Here is a 26,214-nt window from a genome sequence, read left to right as displayed (position 1 = left end):
GTTCATCGGAATCTTGAATCTGAACCGTACCGACGCGTCAACCGCTCAACTCGAGAGTTCAGCCGGCAACCTGATATTGCCGCACCGGATGGCGGACCATCGCACTGGTCAACGCGTTCTGTCCAACTTGCCTGAGCACTTCGACGGACGTCTCGCCTCGAGAGGCGGCTTCTAAAATTTTGGAAGCGACGTGTGCTCGGGTGCCAGTCTCAACCTCATCTAGAACTCGACGGAGACAGGCAGTGGTTTTGGAGTCGAGCATAGAGGGCCTTCTCCAATGGAGCGGTGCAATGACTCCGCTGCAAATGCGAGTTTTACGACATAAATATTATCAATTGCCGAGCGAACGGCGAATGAAATGGCCTGATGAACCAACTTACTTAAGGTTGCGGTATCATACAATAAACGACGCCGCGTGTCATCAACACTGATGTCTTTTGTGAGTTTCCCGACATATTCAGACAAGTCGTTGATCGTCTTGTCAACGCCAAGTATTGGCCTTGCCGGTTGAAGATATCCGTTGGCGGTCTGGGCGGCAAGCGGCGGGCCTGTCGGTGCGAATGCCGCGTTCTATCGACTGACCCGTTCAAAGGAGCCTGACGTCCTTCCGTCGTTTGCCGACTGGAAAATAACAATCGCGAAGATGTCGCGCGATGAGCGAATGACGTCCAAAGATACTGGGCGGCTACAGATCGATGATACGACTTGGATACAATTCACCGAAGCCGTTATGCCGGATGGCAGCCTGTGTCTCCTTAGATCAGACGTGTCTGTGGCCATGAAAGCGACGAGCGAAGCCGAACATGCGCTGAAGATCGCGAAGGAAGCGGAGGCGCGGGCCCGCCGCGCGCTCGCAGATACTCAAAACCGCCTAGTCGCCTACCAATCCGCAAACTCGCATGTCAGAGACGAGATCATGAGCGTTGCCGCGCGATCGAACCAGCGCGTGCGCGACACAATAGATGTCTGGACCCCGCAGAGAACCAAATCGTACCAGACGAACTGCACGCGGTGGAGAAGGAACTCGGTGCAATGCAGGTCGCAGTGCGCAACCTCATGGGTCCTGTCGACATCGTTACAGAGCGAAAGTCCGCTTCTGGCGGATCGACCCGAACCATGTCGTGACGGAAGCCATGAACACGGCAAGAGACCTCGATCCCAGTATCCATGCGACCGCATCGTTCGGCATAGTTCCGAGGATTCGTGGTGCGGCGTCCTCACTGCGCACGGTTCTCAGTCACATGGTCATCATAGGTACTCGTCATGGCGCATACGATTCTCGCGGCGCGTTGAAAGGATCCAAACTGGTCACAACGGTACGCGTCAAAAGTCCCGACGAGCACGGGCAGCTGACGCCGTTCGAGGCAGTGACGAGTTCTGGTCTATAGGCTATTGTCGTGCGACTGTAGAAATGAACGGCGGAGCTTTCGAAGTGCGGGAAACCGGTTCGGGATCTGACACCATGATTATCTTTTCTTGGCCTGTAGAAGGGACGCTCCCGCATGCAGGCAGAATAAAGTTCGGACCACAGGCCAAAACGAACAAATCGCGCAAGCGCCCCACTTCGCGGAATCGTCGATTAGCCGCTGAGGTTGCGGCTCGGCCATAGGCTCGAGTCCTGCGCCTGATACCAGACGCCATTCTCAATCGTGTTGCTGGCAGAGAATACGGATGTCTACGATAGTGGCGCCGCATTAAACTTGGACCTATGGAAACCCACTGGATTAGGCCCGGGGGCAAGGCCAATCACTTGCGCCGGCCGCCTTCGCGGCATGCCGCCGCTTTCAATTTGCGGTCCAGGCTTGGCCGAAGCTACCGACGATTTGGCCAATGCAGCCAACGGCGCTAATTATCGCGCCGATTCTGATGAGGTTCTTGCGGCTCCGCAAAGATGCCTGCCGAGCATTGATCTGTTCGATCAACTTACCGATCTGCCCCCCGCCAAAGTGCAGATCGGTCTCATCGTCCACGATCATGGAATCCGTCGCACTCTTCTCCGCAACGATTTCGAGGTTTTCGAGAATATCCGAATTGAGCGTCCGATAGACCTCAATCGCCAGGATCACGAATCCGGCGAATTCGACGCTTACACCGATCGCAGAAATCCAATTCCACATTTTCATCCCCCAACCACGTCGTCTCCGGTCCAGCCCTAAACTTCGAAAAGTATTTCATCGATCAGCTTGGACTTCCTGGCGGCCTCGTTGGCGCTCTTCGTTTTCAATTCTGATGCGCGAAGCGTCAACTTGTTTACGAACTCGGTCATCGTTATCCCTGCCCCTACCTCCCGGCGCGCCCTGGGCCCAGTAGCTACCTTTGCGCCATAGGCATATCCATCTGAAAAAGGCCTCGCCCGCGCGCCGGGCGAGGCCTTCTTTGTATCCATTGAACCGCCTGTAGGTTGAAACTCTGGCTTAGTCGCCCGGAGAGTCTCAGTCATCCACTCCATCGAGCTCATCTTTCATCAACTCAATGAAGTGGCCCTCCTTTAGCTAATCAGGCTTGACGAAATCCTCGTTAAGTTCGGCGCAATTAAATTGCATGCACGATACGAAATCGTTGCAGTGCGGATCACTGCGCCAAATTTCCCCTGACGGGCGCGCGCTCCTGCGCGGGGCCCTCCTCTAACTCTCGGGATAGGAACAGCAGTAGCGATGGATGCAGTTTAAAAAAATCACCCACCGGCACACTGCACAGCTACCGAAATACCAAGTTCGATTTCCACTCGTCTGTCCACAAGGCGTTCACGTCCTTGTCGAAAGCTGAATGGATGAACGTGACGATATCCCGATAGCGTTGGCTGGTGTGTGAGACATGGCCTTTGTTCGAAAAGACATATGTGTGCGCCGCGACCGCTGAGAGAAAGCGATTCAAGTCCGCGCGCGCACTGGAGTGTTCTTTTGGAAACCATAGATGATGTGGCCATTTCATATAGCCTGCAGACATCGATCCCGGCGGCAAGGAGAGAAGCATCGTCCTCATCGTGCTTGCGCTTATGTCGTCGGTCAAAAGCCAACTAGTCCCCCTGTTCACGAGTTTAACTACGATCCCAGCATCGTTCGGCTCCTTGCTGTCCGATACATGATGCAGGGTGATTGTCGTGTCGTTGCCGGGATAAAGCGTGAAGGTCTCAACTCCATCTCTTTCGACTACATTGTCCAGATTGATCCAAGGCGTTACGCCGTCGCGAACGAAGTGGCCGATGGAATCCGTCGAGCGGTCGTCGTATCCCGCGTTCTTCAAACGTTTTTGTAAATTGGCAATCACCCCATCGTCCGCCAAGTCTTGTATGGATTTGCCGACTAAAATCTCATCAATGCGAAATCCAGCATCGATGAGAGCGCCAAGCCCGCCTATATGGTCCTGGTGCGAATGGGTGATGATCAATTTGATTTGCGGCTTCTCGCTCCCGTAGTTCCGAACGAGAAACTTCCTCAATTGCTGGACGATGTCGCGGCTCCGTCCGGTATCGACTATGACGATCGAGCCGTCCTCCAGCTTTATCACGCCTGCATCACCATTTCCGTCCAGCTCAAGTATGGAGACGTCCGTGGAGCGCTCCCCTCCCCCCGCTCGCTGCACGATCTCGACATCGGGCTTTTTGCCCGGCTTCCCTGTCGGCATTCGGACAGAACTTGCAGCGAGCCGCAATCTCGCGTTAACGAGGTTTTGAGCCTCAGCGCCGGCAGCGCTGAGCAACTCGTCCAGGGCGCCGTCACTTCCGTCTGTGATGAATACGGCGGGACCGAAGGCTGTCACGAAGCGGCCTCCGAATTCCTCTCGCGGTATCTTCTTTGTATTTAGCTTTCGATGATCATCGAACCACTGGAAACAAATATGCATATCGCTGCTCGACACCTTCACCTTGCGCGATCTACCAAATTCGTCGGCGTAGAAATGCAGTTGACGAGCCAAAGCCTGCAGCGGAACAAACGATGCGGCTGCAGCTTGTTCGTTACGAACGAAATGCCTGCCGCCAAAAAGGCCGGCGGCTGTATCCTCTCGATCCAATTCAGCCGCGCATTGCAAGTCCTGCAGAAGATCGTATTCAACCTGGCCGCTCGCAACATCAAGCGGATTGAATCGCTGATAAGCTGCGATCCGAAGCGCCTTTGCAAAAGACTGACCGCCTTGGGTCCGGGTGGCGTAAAACGACCGCAAAATGCCCGGCCCCGAGGCGAGACCGACCTCGCTCTCCGCAGAAAACATTCGGGACGGTTGGAGCGCCCGAGCGCGATCCAGCGGCATCAGTCTGTGGACGTCGGCAAGCATCGAAAGAGTTTCGGGCTGATCGATGTCATCCGGCAAAGCGATTTCCATGCCGATGTCAGACATCACTCGCGAAAGCTGCTCTCCCTCAGAAGCTGGAACATTGCGGCCCTTTGCGAACGTTATCCAGTCGCCACGATCGCGGGCCTTCAACGCGCCGCCTCGGGGCGCAAAATCCGCCGCCACCAGGCGGTCAACTGCGGCCCGAACTACAGGCAAATTCACTTTGGCCCCCGCCACATCCGCACCGGACGATTGGCTTCCGAAGAAGCGCCACTCCAGCCCCTGCCTCACGTTCTCAATCCTATCGAGAGTCTCGTATGGATCTGGTGCCGATGCAACGATCGTCCTCATTACATCGAAGGCGCTGGAGACCCTCAGAACTCCTTCATTGCCCCTCCACTCCTGGGAGGCCTTGGCAACATCGTTGGCGTCAGTGCCTGCAATCGCCAAGCCCTGGACGTGGACCGCGTAGTCGTAGCGACCATCAAGCGGGGTGATCGCAATTCTAATTGCAGATCCCTCTTTGCCCTCGCCGTCTTGCCCGGAGACAGCGACCCAGGGCATTGGTCCCGAAATGGCGTCGGCAAATGGCTTCTCTCCGACAAGCCGGCCCTTTTCGTACCGCTGAATTCGGACGTCACCACTGAACGCTGTAATCGGGTGACCACTGTTTGGTGCCGATCGCCCCTTGTCGATACAATAGGCGGGCATGCTGAAGCTAGAACGTCCGTCGGTATTGGCCGTGCGGTTCAGCCCCAGGTGCCCCGACGGGAGGTCGCCGCCTCCGCCACCCCCAATCCAATAGCTGCCGACCGGCAGCCTCATTCGTTGCGGCAGGTCGTTGGCGGATGCTGACGTGGCTGAGATCGGCAACGCTACAAGGACGGACAGAAATACCGCAAGTGACCCGAAACGGGCCGTGATCCGACCGAACATATGGATTTCCTGAAATCGAGATAAAAACGACAAAATGGCGTAGAGTTTATGCTAGGTTGTGAGGCACGCAATAACAACCCTTGAAATGAATGCAATTGAGGGTACGCAGTTGCCCCTCATCCGATGCTGGATTGCCATGGCCCGCGGTGTCTAACCAGTCAGTGTAGCAGCGGCACTCTCCCCTGTTCTTCTCTACAACGCGACAGCCGACCAAGGCTTCTGAAACGCTCCAATCTAGAACGAGCCGGCCGGGGTTAAGTCGCAATGCAGCTTGACCAATTCATCATGTCGCTGAGGGAATCCGTGCTCTCTAATCCTGACAAACGACATAGCCGTGCGCATTCATTTCCGTGCAAGCCGAGAAAAACGACATCAGAAGCCAGTAGAGCTGAACGAAATATGGGTCCGCCGCGTGACCTGCCTTAACGCGCGCAAGAGCAGCTTCGACCGCGCCTCGGCTGAGCGATGAGGTTACGATAAAGACCCGCCGGATTGCATCGGGAGCGGTTCGCGCACGTGCAAACTCGGTGGCGAGCTGACCTACGCTTCCGCGGAGGGTCCGCGGGATCTTAGTTGTTGCCCCGCCGTTGCTATAATTCTTTTCCCACCTGCGGATTTTTGCTCCCATCGCGTCTGCCGGCAGGCTCATGCGCTGCAAATTCTTGATAGCTTGGCTGACCGAAATATGAAACTGACCGGCGCCGAGCGAAGGCGGCCCGTGTTTAGCATGATAAAAGGTGATGCGAGGTGGACTGCTCGAATTATTCAGCCCGATGAAGTCCGCCCATTCGTCGCCCAAATCGTCGCATATAAGAACTTCGTCTCCATCAGCGACACTTTTATCGATAACTCCGAACGTTGAATCGGAATCAAACTTCGCATGTGCAGCCGTAAACTTTCCCTTCTCATCGACAACACCGCCGAGGAGGGTGTTCGCACGCAAATAACGTAGCAAAGCCACGCCACCGTCGGTGAACCCCTCATCCCTGAACAGCGTGCCGTCTATATACGCCAGCGAGGGCGAGTCGAACAATACGATGAAATAGTCCTCCCGTTCTATGTAACGTCGAAGCGAGATTCGATCTGGATCTTCGCCCAGCGGACGATCAAGATCCTCAATCTCAACATCAGCGCTAAAAGGCAGGCGTAGGTCACGCAGTGCAATCCGATTCTGATTGATAGCTATGGCACCGACTTTGCTGCTGGTGGCGCTGTCGACCAGATCCAGCAGCTTGCCTTGGCCGTCGACCTTTAGCACACAGTCTAGCTCCGATAACACCTCGTCGATTTCGGACTTTGCGAGGACGACATAGTTCTCGTTGCTCTTACGCACCAACCTGATTTCGCCTCGCTCGTGGACGGCGTCTGTCAGGCTAGCTACGTCAACCGCAAACGCAGTCGGACTGACGCTTCCTTGGATGCTCGACAAGTCAATCGCACGGGCGAATGTACCGATGAATCTGGCTGGGGCTCCCTGAGCGTCGACCAGCTGATCAATTACGGAGGTCGCATAATCGATCAAATCCTGGTGGCCGACACGATCGGATCGTTGACCAATCCGGCCCGTGCGCGGGGTTGTCGAATAGTGACCGGCATTCGATCGGACTGTGTAACCTTGTGGCACGTACCGGCTCGCCCCGGCCGGTCCCACGACGTTGCTTAGATCGTTAGCCTCAAATGTCTTGCTTCGCATCACGTCTTTTGAAATCGACATGTTGCGGAGCCGGATCTTTTCGAACACGGCGTCATTACGCGCGACGGCGATGTCGACCCGCTCGGACGGCACCCGCGCGAAGTATCGGGTCGAGAATTCCGCGGGGAGATCAAGCTTCGACTTGAATATGGCGACGTGGCCTCGGTGCTCGACCAGCAGGAGAAACCCACAAATCCGCTCCCGAATGCCGGCCTCCTCAGACATGAACGCCGCTGGGCGTTCGTAAAAAAACGAAATCGCTGACCAATAGGTCGCCCCTGCCAAAACGCGGCGATGGTGGAAAACATTCTGGGAGGCGGACGGCTGCCCGGCGCGAACTCGCCGGAAAAGATCGTCAACCGCGGCGTTGCTCAGCGCTCGCTTCAGACTGTGAAAATTGGCTGTCTTTGCCACGCGAAGTGCATTGATCATCTAATCCTCAGGACCATCAAATGAATTTTCTCAGTCTAATTAGCGGCGCGGCAGATCACACTCACATCCAGCCCGGCGGGCAATACGAAGGGCCTCGAACATTTCATTCGAGACCCGTGCTGATGGCAATGCTTGCCTTGATATCGCTCGATTCAGGCCGCAGCCGGGCCGACGCAAGGAGCCCAAGGCGCGGAAGGCCATATCCGCGATGAGAACCTCGAGAAGCGGCCGGCCAATCTGGCCAAAGGCGAGCTTCGTCTCGAATAAGAAGGAGCCAAACAAGCGACGTCCTAAAAGGTCCCGCTCTACCGTTCTTCCCGGAATTGTCTTCAGCGCGAACCGCTCACTTCCTCGCATTCGCCAAGCTCTACGATTCACGAAGACAATCGTCTTCCTCTGCGCAATTTGACGCGCATGCCTTGAAATGCAAACGCACGCTGAGCTGCTAAGGCAGCGACGCCCCCGTGAGCCTGCCGATGCGTTTTGTTCAGCCAGTCCAGTCGATTACCCAAACCCGGCCATCCTCCACGCTTTGCAGGTACTACCGAAAGTAGCCGAAGGCGGACGCAGCTTATCTGCATTTTTTCACACGTATTGATTGAAATCCTCGAGCAACATGCCATACTATCGTTGTGGTTGAATCTTACGCAGCGACGCTGCATAAGCGGTTTCATACGCCGACATAATTGATCGAGTCACATTTCAACAGCGCCGGAGCCACGGATGTTTTGGCGGCGCTTGAGCCTTTGCGTCACACGTTTTTAGTGAACCATTCAGATGCCACGTCCATTTCCGCAGTCTTCCTGTTTGTTCAGTCAATCACTCGCCGTGCAAGGCTCCCCACGGCTTAGATCTGCTGAACGAGATCAAACCAGCGGTTGGACGTGACCGCTCGATTTGCGATTTGACCTTGTGAGAACGCCAGCAGCTGGGACCTCAAATGGAAGAAGAACTTATTGATCCGCATAAGCAATCAATAGCCATCGAGGATGGGGTCGCCCTGTCGCTTTCGGGCGGCGGATATCGTGCCATGGTCTTCCATGTTGGAGCTCTTTATCGGCTCAACGAGATCGGACTGTTGGGAAAGTTGGCGAGGATATCTAGCGTCTCGGGCGGGTCCATCACTGCAGGTGTATTGGGCCTGCTCTGGGACGAACTGCAATTTAGCAACGGCAAAACAGCAAAGTTCGATCTTCTTGTTGACCGCATTCGCGCAATGGCAGACACCACAGTCGACGCCGGCGCTGTCATCGGTGGGATATTCTCTTCACTTTCGATTAGTGAAAAAGTCGCCCGATCGTACGACGACGTACTGTTCAAGGGTGCAAAGCTAAAGGACCTTCCCGATGATTCTCAAAAGAAAGCTCCACGCTTTGTGATCAATGCGACAAACGTCCAAAGCTCGGCACTCTGGCGCTTTTCAAGGCCGTACATGGGCGACTATCTCGTCGGCTTGGTTAAGGATCCAGACGTATCGCTTTGCACTGCGGTTGCAGCATCATCCGCCTTTCCGCCCATCCTCTCACCCATGGTACTGCCTATCGGGCAAAAGGTGGAGGCGCCGCCCGGCAGTCAGCTCAACCGTCCTCCATTCACGACACAGGCCGTACTCAGCGATGGCGGGGTCTATGACAATCTCGGCTTGGAAACAACCAAGCGCTTCAAGACGCTGCTGGTGAGTGATGCCGGCCAAAAGATCGCGCCCGAGGAGGACCCGCATCACGATTGGGTACGCCACTCCATGCGTATCCTCGACACGATTGACAACCAGGTCCGCAGTCTTCGCAAGCGACACCTGATCGACGCTTACAAGCGCGGTGACCACACCGGAGCGTTCTGGGGAATTCGCACCTCATTTTCGGATTATCAGCTCGCGACTGACCCCCTGAAATGCGCGACCAGAAAACCCGCTGCTTTGGCTGCAGTCCCCACTCGTTTGGAGCGGATGCCGCTGAAACTTCAGAATCAGCTCATGAATTGGGGGTACGCGATCTGCGACGCCGCACTGCGCAAGCATATCGCTCCCGGATTGCAGACAACACTTGGCATTCAGATTGCTGAGCCCACGGATTTTCCGTTTCCCGACGAATACTGAGGACCGAGCAAGATGGCGGCAACGCCCACCCAGCGCGATGCCGCACTTAGTCTCGCTAATTGTGAGGCAACATTATGAAGCGTCCAACTATGGTTTGCGAGGAAGTTGGCGATCAGGGCGACAATGGGAAGCAAGCGCAGGTTTCGGCACCTCCCGACATCTATACGTCATCGGAGATACCGACACCGAGCGAACGTCCGCTAAGCGTTTACGCGTTTGACCCCAGCGCAGGTCGCCTTGTCGGAAACTACATGACCGCATCGGTGCGATATGAAGCGGTTCAACCAGGTCCGGTCGGCGAACGATTTGCAGTGATCGACTACGACGGAGCAAACAAGACATTTTATCAACCTGTCGATCTAAACGATCCGAGGCTCTTGATCCGCGGAGGTCTCGCGCCGAGCGAGTCGGACCCTCGCTTTCACCAGCAGATGGCCTATGCCGTGGCAAGTGAAACGCTGCAGCGGTTTGAGTTCGCGCTGGGACGTCGCATTCATTGGCGAGGCACAAGGCGCTCGGCGAGCGCCGATCCAGTTCCGCGCGGCGCGTCTCGCTGCCTCAATCTATTTCCTCACGCTTTGTGCCAGGCGAATGCCTTTTATAGCCCCGAGGCGCATGGAATCCTCTTTGGGTATTTCAGAGCCAGCCGCAGCAATCCGGGAAGCAATCTCCCCGGGCAGACCGTCTTCACGTGCCTGTCACATGACATTATCGCGCACGAGACGACGCACGCGATCGTCGACGGCATACGCAGCTTCTTTACCGAACCAACCAACATCGACGTTCCGGCATTTCATGAGGCATTTGCAGACCTTGCCGCGCTGTTCTCGCACTTCTCGCACAAGGAGTTTCTGCTGGACACGTTGGAGAAGACCGGCGGCAGATTGTTCGACTCGCGCCTTAAACCAGAGCTGGCAATTTCGCCGGGATCGACGGGAGCGGTCATCCAGGCGCAGATTGGAAAAGCCAATCCGCTCGTCGCGCTTGCCACCCAGTTTGGAGAAGCAGTCGGGTTGCGTGGTGCGCTCCGCAGTGCGCTCGGCACACCGCCCAATTCAAATGACATTAACGTCAAGACGGAACCCCACGATCGCGGGTCGATCCTGGTCGCTGCGGTGTTCGATGCGTATTTCACGATCTATATTCGCAGAACAATGGACCTCTTTCGAATCCATCGCGCAGGTGGCGGCAATCTCGACCATGACGATCTGCCCGCGCCTCTTGCTGAACGCCTGGCCGCCGAGGCAAGTCGCACGGCAGAGCAGTTCTTCGTTATTTGTGCACGAGCGCTCGACTATTGCCCGCCGGTCGACATAACCTTTGGAGATTTTCTGCGGGCCGTACTGACTGCGGACCTGGATCTACATCCGAAGGATCCGGACGGTGTTCGCGACGCGCTGATGCAGGCATTCCGCCTGCGCGGAATCATAGCCGACGGAGCGGCTTCGTTCTCTGAAGAATCCCTATTCTGGCCGAAAGTCCGGCGTGATGCGCTCCCGACCGTCGACGGACTTCAATTCGGCGATCCGAACGGATTGACCAAGTCCGAGAAGGACAATAACGGGGACGTTCTTCGCGCCTATGCGCAGAAGCACGGTGACCTGCTCGGATTTGATCGGAGTCTCGGCAAGATCCAGGCACTTTCGTTTCATCCCATGTTTCACATGGGCGAAGATGGTCGGCTATTTGTGGATATGGTGGCTGAATTGGTCCAAACCGTGCGGAGGCCGTTCGGCGAGGCCGGTTCAGGTACCTTTCCGATGCGAAACGGCGTAACGCTCCTGATTTCCCAGGATCCGCCGACAGCGGACGAAAGACCACCGCCAAGAATTCGGTTTGTGATCGCAAAGCTTCACAGCGCTGAGCGCGAGGATCGCGTGCGGACATACTACGCCTCGAGCGGGCGGGCGATCAGCCAAAAAATCGAAAGTGGCGAGGTTGGTGAGGCTGGAGACGACGCACGCTTCCAGCTCGATTTCGGCCTTTTGCACGCCGGAGCTTGATCATGTCTCCTAAGAAAAACTCCGCGTCCAAGGCTCGGAGTAAAAAGGCGAAGGCGCCGGCCAAGAAGAGTGGCAAAGCAACCAAGATCCCTAGCCATGGGAAGAGTACAAGCGCCCCCACGACGACTCCCTCCTCAAATGGGAGCGCCCAAGGGTTGCGGGTGCGAATGTTTCGAGTTGGCTTTGGCGATTTCTTTCTTTTGACTGTGCCGACCGCAAACGGACCAAGCGAGCATGTTCTCATAGACTGCGGCGTTCATGCGCAGGATCTCGGGAGCATCCGGGACGCCGTGGATCAGATGGCGAAAGATTGTGGCTCTAAACTCACCCTCGTCGTCATGACGCATCGACATGCCGACCACATATCGGGCTTTGCGACCTGCAGCGACGTCTTCAGCGGCTTCACGGTTGAGCGTGTCTGGATGCCCTGGTTTGAGGATCCGAAGAACGATACTGCGATGGCTTTTCAAGCGAGCCTCACCGCGATGGCCAACGATCTTTCGATGAGATTCGCCGCGCGTGGCGACGACAGCTCGTTGATGCTGAAGGACATGGTCGACAACATCACCGGGGGACCGGCAGCCGCGGGGGGCTCGAAAAATCAGAAGGCCTTGGACGTCCTTCACAACGGCTTCAAGAACAAGGCTGACCACGATTACTACAAGGCCGGCGATCAACCGGTTTTGCCCAAGAGCCTTTCTGACGCGGGTCTATCCGCCCAAATTCTCGGGCCGCCGATTGACCCCAAGCTGATTTCGCAGATGACCAAGGTGAGCCAGCAATATCTGTCTGAGCAGATCGAGACAGATGACGAGGGAGTGCGCCCCTTCCCCAAGGCATTTTGGACAGACAGGAATGGCTATCCGAGCGATGCGTTCAGGATCTATGACGACCAGACGATAACGCGCCTGATCGATGGTGCGCAGCCGAACCTGTTGGCGGCTCGCGCGAAGGCGGCGGATAACACGTTGAACAATCAAAGCCTCGTGGTCTTGTTCAGCTTTCGAGGGAAGAACCTGTTGTTCGCCGGCGATGCCCAGTGGGGTAACTGGGAGAACTTTCTTTATGGCGGCGCATATGGAACCCCCGGCCACACCGAGCTGACCGAGAACGCCAAATCGATCCTCGGCAAGATCGATTTCTACAAAGTAGGTCACCATGGCAGCGCCAACGCAACGCCCAAGGATGCTGTTGCAGCTATGAGACTTGGCTGCGTCGGGATGTGCTCTACGCAGATCCACGCTTATAATCAGGTTCCTCGAGAGCCCTTGTTGGACGCTCTGCGCGGGCGAATGGAAGGTCAACTGGCAAGGAGCGACCAGGTGGCCACGCAAACGAGCAAAGCGGAGAAAACAGCCGGCGAGCTCCCGGATCAGTTCAAGATCCCGGCCACGGGCGAGCTATTCATCGACTACGAGTTCAAGTAGCAAGGCAGCATTCCGCCATGAGGCTGAATCACTTCTTCCTGCCTGAATGCGCGTTCAAGGTCCCGGCCGGGTCTACGCGTGACTGATCGACTGGGATCGGTCAGAGTACGCGCTGTTTGATGCAGTCGACGCCGACTGGTTCGACGGTGAGAACTTTTCATCTCAGGTGCCTCTGACCACCGGCCGTTGGCTTTCACTCTCAACGCAGGCCCCGGTTTACGCGATCGAGATCAACTCGCGGCTCGGCGAAGATGTCGCTGCTCTGGAATGGCTCGACTTTTGGTCGAGGAGACTTCCGACATGGTTAGAGCTTCGAATATTCGAAGACGAACATGGCCCGGCGAATCTATACGGAAACATAAACGGACCAGCCTCGCGTGTGCGCTTCTATCAAAGCGGTTTCACACCGCATGTTCTAAGTAGCCTGAAGAGAGTAACCGACTTGTCGCCCTACGCAAAATCGGGCGATGAACTCCGAGAAGCTCTGCCGACCGACAGTGTAGAGAGAGTTTTCGTTCTGGATGTTGGACAAGGCGCAGCCAACGCGCTGGTTACTAAATCGAAGAGGGTATTAGCTTATATTGACCTTGGAGCGGGCGTTCTGGCGGACGCCGGCACATGGCCGGCCGCAATGACCGGGATCTGTCTTAAGGATCATCCCCTGGTGGTGCTTACTCACTGGCACTACGATCACTTTCATGCCGCTAACAAGTTCACGACAGCACTCAACAGAACCTGGATTGCCCCTTTCCAGAGGATTGGACCTGGCCCGCAATCCGCTATGGCGAGCGGTATTGCTCAAAACGGGACCCTGTTGATCTGGAATGGAAAAGGCATTCTGAAGAAGGGAGCGATTGAGCTCGAGCGCTGCACGGGATCGACGGGAAACTTCAATCGTTCCGGGATCGCCGTTTGGGTCAATGGGCCAATGGGCCGAACGACCAGGACGATCCAATCTTGCTGCCCGGTGACGCAGGATACTCCGATATCCCGTCCCTGAAGCGCTCAGTGCGGTCGATCACGTCATTGGTTGTATCTCATCATGGTGGACGGGCTCCAGGCCAGACACCAAGAAAGCCAAACCTATCGACTGCCCGCGCTGCAATGTCTTTCGGAAACAAGAACAGCTATAAGCATCCGCTTGCGCCGTCCATCGCAAAGTTGCAGCGGGCCGGATGGCTGATCGGCTTTCCGAAACCAGTACAGGACGATCGTCGCACCGAGGATCGAGGCTCGACGGGTCTCGGCACAATCGATCTCCGTTGGAGTGGCTCGGCCATCGGCTCGTATCAGTGCAATTGTGGCTGCTCGATTGAGCCAACGCAGTAAGGTTACTATGCCGCTCACTTGTAGCGGTCGTTGACCGACAGGTCACCTCGCCAGCTTCTCTAGTAGAGGATAGCAATTCACCTTACGCGGGCGGCCTCGGCACCTCTCTCCATCGCCGTGGCTCTTGCTCATCCGAGGCTCGCTCGCGCGCAACAGCCCCCTTCGACTAAACGGCCGGAGAAAGCCGCACTGCGCACGATTGCGTCTTGATGTTTCTCCTCGTACAGTCGCGCAAGCGAAGGCGAACCTTCCCCTCAAATGCTGTCATATTCCGAGCCGAAGCGGGATCGAGAACTACAGGGTAACGCACTGACATTCGAGCCAAGTTCACTGGCCATCGGTCACGCAGCCGGTCGGTCGACAATCCGTGTTCAAGAAAAGGGCTGTGACGGCGCGCCAGGGAAGGTAACGACTTTCACATGGGACAGCGTGGAGCCGCTCGGCTATGCCGAGCTGGTCGCTGCCGATCTTCATCACGGACCCACGATTCCGCTTGTGTTTCAGGACTGCAGGATCATCGACACGGATACCGAACTGAATCGCAATCAGGTTCATACCGTGCGACTAACGCTCGAAAGCGCATTTAGGTCGCGCACGATCGGCCTGGTCAGGAATGGCTGGCTGCCTTCGGCACTGGCTGCCGATTTCCCGGACACGATCATTTTGCTCGACCGCAATGTCGTGAGCGAGATCGTTGGTCGGTTTGACGGCGGCAGGATGACGGGCAGTCGATCGGACTTTTTGGATCTGCTTGCCGGCAAGGCTGTGCGGATCAATCCTGTCCTTTTTGCCATGGAAGGCAATGTCAGGGCGATGCCGACGCCGGCGCTTGTGCTGCAGCAACTCGACGAGGTCGCAGCGAAGCTGCGGAGGGCATTGCCGCAAGCTCGGCTTGTGCTCGGCTCGGATAGCCTGAAGGGCGCGGTGGGTCTGATTGAAGAATCCCGTAAAGGATTTAAGCGCAAGCAAGCGTTTCTGATGCAACTTGCGCCCGCTCTTACCGCACCGGTCAGTCGCAAGAACGCGCCAGCGCGATGGACCGAGGTCATTGCCGCGGCCGACGCGTGCAATGTGCCGCGCTCGTCGCTGGTCGCGCTCGCAGCCTTGAGTTCGATCGCTGTCCCGAACGGCCAAAGTCCGACAAAGCGCCTTCTCAAGTTCAAGACGAACTACACTGAAGAGGACGCCTACAATGCGCTGGCGGATTTATGCTCGCTGGAATTGCTGATTTACCTCTTTTCCTGGTTTCCGAGCGTGCCGACGACGTTCTTCACGGCGGATAAAGACCTAGCGTTGTTCTGGTGTGGACTAGGCGCATCGGAATTTGAATCTCGAGGTCGCGGTGTCCGCTGTAGCCTAGCTCCGGATGAGCTGCTTCCTGGAGAATATGCCAGTCAATGGCGCTCATGGGTAGCAGGTTCTCCCAAGCAGGAAAAACTCCTGAATGAGGAGCATCCATGATGTCACTCCCCGTCTCGGCGCGTCAGCATTGTTCGAGGCAAGTACAACCGGCGAGACGGGACGAGATACCACCTATCGGTTATTTGCAGATTGCTGGGGCTCTGTGCAGCGCTTCATCAATTCTCAGATGGCTCGGCATCATCTGGAAGGATGCCGTCCTCGGCCATGCTCTCGTAACCGGCCTCGAGCTCCTTGCGGGTCTCATCATCAGGCACCAACTGAACCCCGCCGGTGACGGCCGCGTGGTAATTGAGGGATCGCCATTCAGCCAGTGGCGCGAGAGTCGGCCGCCGCCCTCGATGTGTTGCGGGCAGAACACGTGCACGGCGGTCGCTTTTTCCCAAAGGGTGCGTTTGGGGCCGCATAATGCGCGGGGCGGCCTTCAAGAAGGCAAAGGCCGGCGACTAAACCCAGCATCGCAAGTGATAGCGCGGCGCTCCGCGGGCTCACCGGTCGATCGGGCCCCGAATTCCAGCTTCACATGAGCGCACAAATTCAGCGAAAAGAACCCGGATCAGGAGCGCCTGGCAGAACGCAAAAAAGCTGCGCAACTACATCGAAGAACGACGTTTTTTCAACTCTTCCCTATGACATCATACATCTTTACCCGCGGCCCCAAGCCGCGAGCGCACCCAGCACGCGATTGTTGCATCGGCACAACCGTTGGAGGTATTTGATTGATGGGCAGGGGTGAGTCGGCTTGACTGCGTATAATTTTAAACCCAAACGTTTTCTCGAACGGCTTTATTTTCTTGATGGCGCAAATCCCGTCGACGCCATCTGTTGTGCGGGGTTCGAGCTGAAGGCCTGGCGCTGCATTCCGTTCGCAGAGCATCTGATCGAGTGGCTACCCGAATATGCCCTGCCTGAGGATGAGCTCGCGATCACGCATGCCAATATGTATGTGAAGCTGAAGAAGGCGGCTGTCCGGGTCTACACGAGTGAGAAGTACGCAAGGCGCGGTGAGGCCGGCGAGATCGCGCTTCACGCGATTTGCCGTGAGTATTTTAATACCCTGCCGATCTCGAACCGCGTTTTTTACAAGAGCGCCTCGAATGACGTGGTGAAGGCGTTCGACATGGTGCACGCCCGTTTTCCTCAAGCGGGCGGGGTTGAACTTTGGCTTGGGGAGTCAAAGCTATATTTGGACACCGTAGACGCCATTACCGAGGCTCTGAAGTCCGTGACGGAACATCTTGAGCAAGGCTTTCTGAAGGAGCAAAAGCTTCTTCTCGGACCTCAAATACCAAAAACCACACCGCGATACGATGAGTTGATGGAGCTCTTCGAGCCTCAAACGAGCCTCGACAAATTCATTTCGTCCGGAGTGTTCGTCATCGGCATTCTCTCCAACAGCAAGGCGTGTGCCGCTGCAGCGCAAATCACGGACGCCTATAAGGCCGCTCTCGAGAAGGAATTTGACGCCATTAGCACGCGAATTGCCAAGTCGGGGCTGACCAAAAGCATACGCGTGGTTCTGCTGTACGTGCCGCTAGCCGACAAGGATGGCTTTGTCACCGCATTCGATAACAAGTTGAAGGGACTGCAGTGACAGTTACCCAACAGCAGTGGCACGAGATCGAGAGCCTTCACGGTTCTGCGCTGAAGGAGCGTGTATTTTCGATCCTTCAGGAAACCGCTCGGGACATTCAAACACTTGACGTCGACGATCCCGGCGTTCTCACTGTCGTTCCTCGCCTTGCGAACCTCCTGGAGACACGGCCTGAACTGGCTTCCTACCGCGAGGTCTTCAGCGCCCTGGCACGGGCTGTGGGACTATGGAACTACATCGACAAGGACGCAGCGGACTACCGCGACGCGGCAGTTGCGGACGCAGTTACCTCCGATGAATTGGATGGGATCACGTTCCATAGAGAACAGATAGCGGCATTAAACACGCTTCTATCCGGTAACAACCTTGTCTTGAGTGCACCGACGAGCTTTGGAAAGAGCCTATTGATTGACGCACTTCTCGCCACCGGCCGATATAAGCGGATCGCCATCGTCCTCCCGACGATCGCCCTGCTTGACGAATTCCGCCGAAGAATAGAGCGACGGTTTGGCGGCAAGTTCGCATTGATCATGTACCACTCACAAGAGGCTCCTGCCGATGGAAGCGTAATTTTCCTCGGCACACAGGAACGGCTGATCAACCGCAAGGATCTGGGCACAATCGATCTGGCGGTCGTGGACGAGTTCTACAAGCTCGACCCGACCCGCCAGGACGACCGCAGCTCGACATTAAACGCGGCGGTCTATCAACTCTTGCGACGCTCCAAGCAGTTCTTCTTTCTCGGTCCGAACATCGAAACGGTTCGCTACTCGGCGGACAACCGCTGGAAGTTCGAGTTTCTCCACACGCGCTTCTCAACGGTCGCGGTTGATACGTTCGATCTGACCCGGATCAAGAACAAGGAAGAGCGTCTCACGGCGGAGCTAAAGAGCTCGAGCAATTGGCCCTCGCTTGTCTTCATTTCCTCGCCCGATCGCGCAAATCAGCTTGCGACCACGCTCACGGAGGACAACAGTTTCGCAAAGCTTGGCGACATGTCGGCGTGGATCGACGACAATTTCGGTGAGGGCTGGGAGCTGAGCGAAGCCGTTGCCGCGGGCGTGGCCGTACACCATGGACGAATACCGCGATCATTGGCTTCTCAATTCGTTCGAATGTTCAACCGCGGCGACTTACCGATCCTGATCTGCACCTCGACACTGATCGAGGGAGTGAATACAGCGGCGAAGTCCGTGCTCATTTACGACAAGCAGATTGCCCGAAAGGACTACGATTTTTTCACGTTCTCGAACATTCGCGGCCGCGCCGGCAGGCTTGGTCAGCATCACGTCGGAGCTGTGTATCTTTTCCACGCCCCACCCGACCAGGAGGCCATCGAGGTTGAGCCCCCGCTCTTCGGCGATCTTGACCAGGCTCCTGACGAACTCGTTGTCCACATCTCCGACGAGGACAGCTCCCCTGCCATAAGCGACCGTGTCGCGGAGCTCGCCCGCACGATGGGACTGTCGTCTGATGAGCTCCGTCTCGCGTCGTCCGTCGGGCTGGAAGATGCAGCGGCACTCAACCAGCAAACCCAGATTGCGTCGCGTCAAGGGGCCCGCGTGCACTGGAGCGGATCGCCAAAATACGCTGACATTCTCGCCGTATGTCGAATCATTTGTGGCGTTCGGAACGCGAACGAATTTGGTGTTCGCAGTGCGGCGCAGCTCGCTGTCTACCTGACAAACTTGCGTACTCACGGGACATTACGGGGCTTCTTTCACTGGCACAGCAGCTCATATCGCGGCGCCCCGCGCGGTCAGGACAACGTTTTCCGTTTTCTCCGCTCCTGCGAATACGGGTTGCCACAACTGTTCTCGGTGGTTGAGCTCTTTGCCAAACGTATTCAGCCGAAAACCAATTACGGCCTCTTTGTCGCCGAGATGCCTCGCTGGTTTCGATTGGAAGTCCTAAAGAACCTCGATGAACAGGGAGTACCGGTACAGATATCGGAGCGCTTCCTTGCGCGGGATGATACGATCGACAGTTTACGTCGGCGGTTGATCCAGGAGGCGCGCAGCAGCCGGGATCGGCTTACCCCGCTCGAGAAGCAGTGGGTGCTTGATGCACTAGCCGGTTGAGGTAGTCCGGTTCGGCCAATTGGCCGCCCCACGAGCAACTTTGGCGCACTCTAACGAAGCCTTGTACCGCTCGCCGATACTGGCGCGGCGCCTGTGCGGCAAGAAGATTACGTGCCGGCGTACCTTAAATGTCGGTGTTCCTCTGCTGGGACCATAGGCAACGTAGGATGATTCCGTGGGGCACGGTCACTCTTATCCACTTTCTGAATCAGATCGGTCTCTCATTACCAGCGCCGCGAATCGGCACATGGTGCCACGTCCGCCCAATGTTTGCCAGCGAGCCAGTCCTTGCCTATCATCCAACGGTCATTCGACCGGAGCATAGCGCCGCGCTGCTTCACAATTTCCAGGCAGGATCCGAGAGCCGCTAGGCTCTCTCTGTAATAGTGGTTTGCTGGACGCTTTAGCACCGCGTTGAAAATTGAAAACTTAGCCTACAGAAGTGGCGATTTATCGAATATTCTATTGAATCGTCAAGAGATTTACGATGCGGAGGATCAAAACCGTGATGTCGGTATTTTGCACTCTCGATCCGCCACCTTGCGCACTTTTTCTTCACTCATCCGCTTAGAACGCAATAAAGCCGAATGGCCCGCACCTCGATCTCGTGATCGGCCCTCATCGACCGCGGATCATCATCACTGGATGTGGGTTTCAACGCTTACAGGCACGCGGACCGCATTGGGGCGATCTGGTAGTTTATTGAAGCCTTGCGACCTCACGCCGGTCGAGCTGCAACCTGCTTATCCAGCGACTGGGGACATGTGGTCTCGGCTCGTCTGGGTTCGTGCCCGTTCCACCAGTTATCCGCGAGTGCCAGAGGTCGGATATGTCTCGGCCACTGCCCGTTCGAGACTGTTCCTGACGTGCCGGTCGCAGGCTGCAGAGCCCTCGATCCAGCACTCCTGCAGAACGAATTCGGCTCGCGGCCAGACGACGTGGGCTGGACCGGGCTGCACGCCTCGCTTCCTAAGAGCAGTCGAAGGCAAATCTGAAGGAGCGTGCTGCCTTTCCTCTCCCGTGCGAGCTCGATGGCAGTCACTCCAAGGCAAGATACCAGGTCGGACGGGCCTTTCGAACCGAACGCAAGACCTCCGCGGCGCAGTTCAGCTTCCCGCCTCAAGTACCTCCGCATCTCCGCGCTCTATGGATATGGTCGCGCCAGCCACGCCACCATCGACCGCGACGCGCTCGATCGCGGTGGCGGCGAGATCACCGTCCTTGTTTGATTCGACGTCCCCCCAATCGTCCAGCTCACCGCACTCGGCAAACCGAGATGACTACGAGCAAATAACATATGGTCCGTCACCTCAAAGTAGAATCACAAGGCAAAAGAGGTGTCGCTATATATGCACTCGTCCACTCGCCGAGCTGTGGGACGTTAAAAGCACACGCTGCCCAGAAGCAAATTAGAAATAGAATCAACAATCTCCAGAATGTCCAATGCGTACGAAGGACCCAATCAGGATAGGGCTCCAGAGAAAAAACGATTCCTTCACGAGGTAGCCGTAGCAATCGTCGTCCTATGTGATTTGCTTGCGCGAGAAGGAATCTGCGTCCGTTTAGATCGCGATGAATACTCATGACCGCGCCTGAGCAGAACAGGAAACCGATTAACAGTGTTATCCAACTGAGCAATGAGCCTCGTAAGAAATACGCGGCGAGGATAGTGGTGGATTGGACCGCGAATATGAGTGCCATCTTCTGCCACACCAAGGAGTTGAGCTGGCTCGCCTGTAGCGCCGCTGCTTGAAGGTATTGCGGCTCGACTGGGGGAAGTGGTTCGATCTGCGGAGTCAGGTCAGACATCGTTTGCTCCCGTGATTGACGCTAATCTAGCGCTCCGAGCTAGCATCTGGCACGCTCCTCCTTCAGTTGTATGCATCGATGCTCTAGGCCGAGCACCAATGCGAACAGCTGAGGAGGAGATCTCGATCTTAGCACACGCGCGCGCCCTACGCCCGTGTCTATTCGTGACGAACGCTTCATTGGACGCAGGATAAGCAGAATCATCTCGTCGCGATTAAAGCCACTGATCAACGGCTTGCCAAACTGCGGCCTTCAGCGCGCGAACATTTCCGGGCCATGAGCTCGCTCGGTTTGAGAGCTTGATGGCGGCTCCCGCAAACGGGTCACGCGGCGCCGCTCAAGCGTTGCGGACTTCGGGTGGGACCTCATTGACACTTACCTCGTGACAGTTGCCGTAGGTGCAGTCTGATCGAAGGGAGCATTCTAGCCATGACCCATCAGCTTGCTTGAGCCATTTGAGCGGCGGCTTATTACAACGCGCAACTCGGTCAGCCAGAGCATTCGTTGCTGGATCATCCGAATCCCACAGAGCCTCGGAGGCGACCTCCGCGCTTATCTTTCTTGCTTTCCTGACAGCGCGCTTTTTCGTTTTATTTGGCCATTATAATGCTCCGATCAAAGATCTACGTTTAGAGAGTCTATTGCCCCAGGGCGCTTTTGAAGCCGGTCGTAATGCCGCTGGTCAACTGCGACGCAATATGCGTACTTTCGCCGATTGGGATTAGGAAGTTTCCGCTCTGCGTTTTATCCAGGGGCGCGAAGGTCACCACCAGGTCATGTTTGCGATTGCGCAAAGCCGACAACAAGTTGCCACTTTGATTGAACGTCGCTCTCACGAGCTTCCATGCAGGAGTAATGCTTCCACTAGTATCGATTTCGAAAGTTACCTGATGGGAAAGAACATTTTGCTTAGCGACGCTCGTGATTTGTCCTGTCGCGACACCATTGACCATCGCGTCGAGCCATTCTGCCAATTTCAAGTCACTCTGAATTAGTAATGAATCGGTTGGCGCCGTGGTATCACGCTCACATCTTCCGTTTGGGCCCAGATAGAGCTCGCTCACCTTGTAATAGAAGTTTACTTTGTCGACACGGGTCGCATCCGCTGATCCATTAAATGCGGCGCTCAAACTGAAGATCGACGAAGGTGGCGAGGGAGGTAACCAAACAGCTGTCGGATTAGCTGTCGACTTCTCTTCAAGCTGAATAGTGAGGGCGACCTGAGCGCCCCACTTGCGTAAGAAAAGAGCATCAGACGAACCGGCTCTTGCGTTGAGAACCCGGGTGACCGCATCCTCAAGCTCGCAATGAACGCTTCGAACGATTGCCTGCACCAAAGCATTATTGGAGGCGTATGACCCACTGTTAGGAAAATCGCGGATCTCTGGGACGCGTAACCCGCACCCGGCAAGCACACAGCCAGCGATAAGTGCGATCAAATTGACTCCCGGTCTCAACATGCCAAATCCCCGGGCTTAAAATATACAGTGTGCAGGTTTTCTAGAGGGCCGAGGGGCCACTCCGGTCAACCTGACCAAAAAAAACTGGTCGTTATCGAATGCCTTTCGACCTAAGCGCGCAACTAGCAAAAGTTGGATTATGGGATTTTATGAACCGGCGTTGCGCCACCGCCACAGCATTGCACGTTGCGGCCAGAGCGGCATGTTGAAATAATCGGCGCGGTTTGGATCCTCTCGCGGATTCGTTGAGGGGCGCGACGCGCTATGCCGGCTGCAGCCGTTTTCTCGCGGCGCCGCCGGCACATTGCAACCAAGCCCGTTGTCGTACTTTCCCGGCGTCGCGTTGGGATTGATTGTGTGTTGAGCGTGGGACCTTCGCACGTCCGGCCTTGGTGCTCCAGGTGCTCACTGCCATCGCTGCAGGGGTTACTTCCTCGCGCAGCTGGCAATCTTGTCCGCAGAAGGAAATGACAAGCTGCGGCAAAATCCAGCTGGGCGCAACGTGGCGACAGCTCTGACCTGATCAAGATGTAACAGAAAGCGCGAAAGAGCTCACTTTGTACGTTTCGTACTCAATTTTTTCTTCTAGTGCAGTCTGGATTGAATTACTCGAAGCCCGCAACGCGTAGTCCTCTTCGCATCACCAGCCGTGAGTAGCTTGATGATCAGCCGCAAGTCTTGTAAAGCGTCGGCAGGCCAATGGCGCTACAGTTTTGAGATGGGCGGACCCGCGCGCGTCTTACACGCACTTTATCGATAACGCGGGGGATGGAATGCCAACGTACCTGGCATCTTACGATCTAAAAGAAACTAACCCGGATCCACATTCCACGTTTCTTAAGCAAGCCGCCGCCTACAAATGGAAACTTTGGATACTCGGCTCTAACAACATTTGGTATCGCCTCCCGAACACCACGCTTCAAGGCACCTTCGCGAATATGGACGCGGCCGAAGCAGCCCTGAAAGCAGTTCGCGACGCCACCGAAAGGGAGATGGGACGAACCGTCACCATGAACAAATGGATCATCGCGGAGTACGGAGTAGCTCGCTTTAATTCGGATCAAAGACAGAATGCCTGATGCCAGCGACCTCAGAGCTATAGGGACTATCGCATAACGCTAGCTAAGATTGGCTTGCAACCTCGAGCGACAGCTCATAAAGTAGCGCGCTATTGAATGGAGCCATTACCATGTCCGATGAAAAAGACGGTTCGCAGCACACCAACCAAAATTATACCCCCGAAGTCATCAAAAACTACAGACCCGCGACGCTGCCAAACCAGCAGCATCCGGGTCACGGGGTGGACGGAAATTACATTCCGACGACCGATACGATTCCTAGTTCATCTCCGCCAAAGCCAAAGAAGTAATTCGATTTAGATCCGGCGACGGAAATCTACTCTCGCGATTTGATCGGCGGGTATATACGTAATCTCGTGCCCCCAACCTGCGTCAATGGGGTCTGCTACTGGAACGAACCCTACGCCGCGTTTGCTCTGTTTCTCGGTAAGTTTGTCGGTGACATACATTAAGATATCGCCTTTTGCGCCCAATACGCAGGGACCATTCGGACTCGCCTGAAACCTCGAAAGGTTGTCGCACATCAGCCAAGTCCCATCCTTCAACTGAACGACTAGTTGAGTCGCCACACATCGCTCTCCATGAAGCGCCATCAAGCGCTTGGTAGGTCGTCCGAATGACTGATGCGCGTTGCTCGCAGCATGCGCTCAAAGCGAGGCCGCCCGAGCAGTCTCCACGAGGCGCCAGCAGCCATCGCAAAAAGGAACGTGATGCCTGATGAGACTACCAGGGAAAGATTGAGAACCCACCGGCCAAAATAGAATGCAAAAGCCGAGACGAAAGCAAAAACTAAGATCGAAAAGGTGACGTCGGCCGACTTGTGGTGATCTCTAATTCCGACGTTCGCAATATAGTATGCGACATACCCACAAGCGACTAAGAGTATCGTCGACCATGACTGATTTAATGCCAGTTCGACAGTTTCTTTCGTCATTCGCAAAACTTAGCGCGATCAAAGCCAAGACGCAATTAGAGTGTCGCGCGCCATGGAAAACTGCCCCCTCGGCGCCACGAGGAATTGCCCCCTCCTTGGATAGCCGAGGAGAGAGCGAATGAACGAGGAACGAATCACGGAAGGCTCGTCGTGGATTGATCCACGGGGGCAGGTGATGAAGACGCCGGATGACGTGGCGGAGATGTTGCGCCTGAGGGCGTGTGAGTGGGGTCTGAAGCGGATTGCGCGGCAGCTGGGGTGCAGCCATCACACGGTGAGGGACTACGTGGCGGCGGGCGGGGTGAAGCCGTTCAAGTCGCCTGAGCGGGCGAAACGACTCCATGGCCTCGAGGGTTGGCTGCGCGAGAGGTTCATTCGGCATCGCGGCAATGCGGATGTGGTGCGCCAGGACCTGTTGGCCGAGCAAGGCGTGGCAGTCAGCCGGCGGACGCTACAACGCGCCGTGCAGCCCTATCGCCAGGCGCTGAAGGCGGAGGCGCTGGCGACGACGCGGTTCGAGACGCCGCCCGGCCGACAGCTACAGATCGACTTCGGGGAGCGTCTGGTCGAGATCGGCGGGGTGAAGATCAAAGCATTCGTGTTCGTGGCGACGCTTGGGCATTCGCGGCGGCTGCATGTGCGTGCGTTCCGGGCCGAGAAGCAAGAGCACTGGTTCGCCGGGCTCGAGAGCGCATTTACGACCTTCGGCGGCGTGCCGGAGGAAGTGCTGATGGACAATCCAGGCGCGCTCGTGGTGCGCCACGACGCGGTGAGCCGGTCGGTTCAGTTTAACGACAAGCTCATCGCGTTCGCGAAGCATTGGGGCTTCCGTCCTCGCGCCTGCGCACCGTATCGGGCGCGCACGAAGGGCAAGACGGAGAATGGCGTCGGCTACGTGAAGAAGAACGCGATCGCGGGGCATTCCTTCGCGAGCTGGGACGCATTCGAGGCGCATCTCGCCGAGTGGGAGCGTGAGGCGGCGAACGTGCGTATCCACGGCACGACCGGCGAGGCGCCGATCGCTCGCTTTGCGCGTGACGAGGCACACCGGTTGAAGCCGCTCGGCGGGCAGCCGTCGTTCGGATCGTTGCGCGAACTGGCCCGTGTCGTCGGCAACGATTGCGCCGTCGAGATCGACACGAACAGCTACTCGGTGCCGTGGCGGCTGATCGGCGAGCGCGTGGCGGTGACAGTTGCGGCGGGCGAGGTGCGCATCCGCCATGGCATGCGCGAGGTTGCGGTCCACAAGCAATCGGAGGGTCGCCGGCTGCGGATCGTCGATTCCGCCCACCTCGACGGGGTTGCCGGTCGCGATGGCGCGGTCTGCCGACCGGCAAACGAACCGACAGTGCCGGGGTCGTCTCCACTGCCCTCGTTGTTGCGTCCTCTTGCCGAATACGAAGCAGCGATCGGAGGGAGCTTCTGATGGCGCGCACAACGAAGGCTACCGAAGTACCAATCGATCGGCTCGAGGCCATGCTGGCGCGATTGCAGCTCTCCGGCATCCGCGACCAGCTCGACAACCTGCTCGACGAGGCGGCGCGCGCGAACCTGTCGGCGCGTGAGACGCTGATCCTGCTGTGCGAGCGCAAGATCGCGCGCAAGGATCATCACCGCATCGAGATGGGGCTGAAACTCGCACACTTCCCGA

16 protein-coding genes and 1 pseudogene are annotated in these 26,214 nt (G+C 56.6%); 11 read left to right on the top strand and 6 right to left on the bottom strand.

Annotated elements, in window-relative coordinates; translation table 11 throughout:
• Positions 1-219: 219 nt before the first annotated feature.
• The 5 genes from H8A95_RS28615 to H8A95_RS28595 all read right to left on the bottom strand — a co-directional run bounded on the left by H8A95_RS28615 (position 220) and on the right by H8A95_RS28595 (position 7,333).
• On the bottom strand, positions 220-465 hold the full coding sequence (locus tag H8A95_RS28615) for a hypothetical protein (RefSeq protein ID WP_229186252.1): 246 nt from the start codon (positions 463-465) through the stop codon (positions 220-222).
• Between the two features lie 1,319 nt (positions 466-1,784).
• Positions 1,785-2,117, bottom strand: coding sequence for a hypothetical protein (locus tag H8A95_RS28610; protein ID WP_229186250.1), 333 nt, complete (start codon positions 2,115-2,117; stop codon positions 1,785-1,787).
• A 35-nt stretch (positions 2,118-2,152) separates the two neighbouring features.
• Positions 2,153-2,440 carry a hypothetical protein gene (locus H8A95_RS28605; RefSeq protein ID WP_229186249.1) on the bottom strand — a complete coding sequence of 96 codons (288 nt, stop codon included), beginning with the start codon at positions 2,438-2,440 and terminating at the stop codon, positions 2,153-2,155.
• A gap of 257 nt (positions 2,441-2,697) precedes the next feature.
• Entirely contained in the window at positions 2,698-5,208 is a 2,511-nt protein-coding gene (locus H8A95_RS28600) for a ComEC/Rec2 family competence protein (RefSeq protein ID WP_229186248.1), read from the bottom strand.
• Positions 5,209-5,518: 310 nt separating this feature from the next.
• Positions 5,519-7,333 carry a hypothetical protein gene (locus H8A95_RS28595; protein ID WP_229186247.1) on the bottom strand — a complete coding sequence of 605 codons (1,815 nt, stop codon included), beginning with the start codon at positions 7,331-7,333 and terminating at the stop codon, positions 5,519-5,521.
• A gap of 940 nt (positions 7,334-8,273) precedes the next feature.
• On the opposite strand from H8A95_RS28595, the gene H8A95_RS28590 reads away from it, so the two are divergent.
• The 7 genes from H8A95_RS28590 (at position 8,274) to H8A95_RS28560 (ending at position 19,281) form a co-directional block, all read left to right on the top strand.
• Positions 8,274-9,428, top strand: coding sequence for a patatin-like phospholipase family protein (locus H8A95_RS28590; protein WP_229186246.1), 1,155 nt, complete (start codon positions 8,274-8,276; stop codon positions 9,426-9,428).
• A 251-nt stretch (positions 9,429-9,679) separates the two neighbouring features.
• Positions 9,680-11,431 carry a gluzincin family metallopeptidase gene (locus H8A95_RS28585; RefSeq protein ID WP_229186245.1) on the top strand — a complete coding sequence of 584 codons (1,752 nt, stop codon included), beginning with the start codon at positions 9,680-9,682 and terminating at the stop codon, positions 11,429-11,431.
• A 2-nt stretch (positions 11,432-11,433) separates the two neighbouring features.
• Positions 11,434-12,858 (top strand): ComEC/Rec2 family competence protein, encoded by a 1,425-nt coding sequence (locus H8A95_RS28580; RefSeq protein ID WP_229186244.1) that lies wholly within the window; start codon positions 11,434-11,436, stop codon positions 12,856-12,858.
• 166 nt (positions 12,859-13,024) lie between these two features.
• Positions 13,025-13,858 (top strand): ComEC/Rec2 family competence protein, encoded by an 834-nt coding sequence (locus tag H8A95_RS28575; protein ID WP_229186243.1) that lies wholly within the window; start codon positions 13,025-13,027, stop codon positions 13,856-13,858.
• A 758-nt stretch (positions 13,859-14,616) separates the two neighbouring features.
• Positions 14,617-15,648: a hypothetical protein gene (locus H8A95_RS28570; RefSeq protein WP_229186242.1), complete on the top strand. Its 1,032-nt coding sequence runs from the start codon at positions 14,617-14,619 to the stop codon at positions 15,646-15,648.
• A gap of 700 nt (positions 15,649-16,348) precedes the next feature.
• On the top strand, positions 16,349-17,200 hold the full coding sequence (locus tag H8A95_RS28565) for a HamA C-terminal domain-containing protein (RefSeq protein ID WP_229186241.1): 852 nt from the start codon (positions 16,349-16,351) through the stop codon (positions 17,198-17,200).
• Positions 17,197-19,281: a DEAD/DEAH box helicase gene (locus tag H8A95_RS28560; RefSeq protein ID WP_229186240.1), complete on the top strand. Its 2,085-nt coding sequence runs from the start codon at positions 17,197-17,199 to the stop codon at positions 19,279-19,281. Before H8A95_RS28565 ends, H8A95_RS28560 begins: the two co-directional genes overlap by 4 nt.
• A 2,447-nt stretch (positions 19,282-21,728) precedes the next feature.
• Here the strand turns inward: H8A95_RS28560 and H8A95_RS28555 are convergent.
• Entirely contained in the window at positions 21,729-22,529 is an 801-nt protein-coding gene (locus tag H8A95_RS28555; protein ID WP_229186239.1) for a hypothetical protein, read from the bottom strand.
• A 794-nt stretch (positions 22,530-23,323) separates the two neighbouring features.
• Between H8A95_RS28555 and H8A95_RS28550 the strand changes: the two genes are divergently transcribed.
• The 4 genes and pseudogenes from H8A95_RS28550 to H8A95_RS28535 form a co-directional block, all read left to right on the top strand.
• Positions 23,324-23,629 (top strand): hypothetical protein, encoded by a 306-nt coding sequence (locus H8A95_RS28550; protein WP_229186238.1) that lies wholly within the window; start codon positions 23,324-23,326, stop codon positions 23,627-23,629.
• A 110-nt stretch (positions 23,630-23,739) separates the two neighbouring features.
• Entirely contained in the window at positions 23,740-23,919 is a 180-nt protein-coding gene (locus H8A95_RS28545) for a hypothetical protein (protein ID WP_229186237.1), read from the top strand.
• A gap of 762 nt (positions 23,920-24,681) precedes the next feature.
• Positions 24,682-25,989, top strand: a complete 1,308-nt coding sequence (istA, locus tag H8A95_RS28540) for an IS21 family transposase (protein ID WP_229186236.1) — start codon at positions 24,682-24,684, stop codon at positions 25,987-25,989.
• Positions 25,989-26,214 (top strand): annotated as a pseudogene (locus H8A95_RS28535) (ATP-binding protein); the annotation flags it as partial. The gene istA and the pseudogene H8A95_RS28535, both read left to right, overlap by 1 nt.

The organism is Bradyrhizobium oropedii (genome assembly GCF_020889685.1).
Classification (GTDB): domain Bacteria; phylum Pseudomonadota; class Alphaproteobacteria; order Rhizobiales; family Xanthobacteraceae; genus Bradyrhizobium; species Bradyrhizobium oropedii.
Note: the sequence above shows the minus strand (reverse complement) of the source record. Positions and strands in the feature narration are given on the sequence as shown.

Excerpts from the sequence above, each read along its gene's own strand:
- H8A95_RS28580 (WP_229186244.1), top strand. The coding sequence starts at position 11,434 with ATGTCTCCTAAGAAAAACTCCGCGTCCAAGGCTCGGAGTAAAAAGGCG.
- H8A95_RS28600 (WP_229186248.1), bottom strand. The coding sequence starts at position 5,208 with ATGTTCGGTCGGATCACGGCCCGTTTCGGGTCACTTGCGGTATTTCTG.
- H8A95_RS28590 (WP_229186246.1), top strand. The coding sequence starts at position 8,274 with ATGGAAGAAGAACTTATTGATCCGCATAAGCAATCAATAGCCATCGAG.
- H8A95_RS28545 (WP_229186237.1), top strand. The coding sequence starts at position 23,740 with ATGTCCGATGAAAAAGACGGTTCGCAGCACACCAACCAAAATTATACC.
- H8A95_RS28605 (WP_229186249.1), bottom strand. The coding sequence starts at position 2,440 with ATGACTGAGACTCTCCGGGCGACTAAGCCAGAGTTTCAACCTACAGGC.
- istA (WP_229186236.1), top strand. The coding sequence starts at position 24,682 with ATGAACGAGGAACGAATCACGGAAGGCTCGTCGTGGATTGATCCACGG.
- H8A95_RS28585 (WP_229186245.1), top strand. The coding sequence starts at position 9,680 with ATGACCGCATCGGTGCGATATGAAGCGGTTCAACCAGGTCCGGTCGGC.
- H8A95_RS28595 (WP_229186247.1), bottom strand. The coding sequence starts at position 7,333 with ATGATCAATGCACTTCGCGTGGCAAAGACAGCCAATTTTCACAGTCTG.
- H8A95_RS28550 (WP_229186238.1), top strand. The coding sequence starts at position 23,324 with ATGCCAACGTACCTGGCATCTTACGATCTAAAAGAAACTAACCCGGAT.
- H8A95_RS28610 (WP_229186250.1), bottom strand. The coding sequence starts at position 2,117 with ATGTGGAATTGGATTTCTGCGATCGGTGTAAGCGTCGAATTCGCCGGA.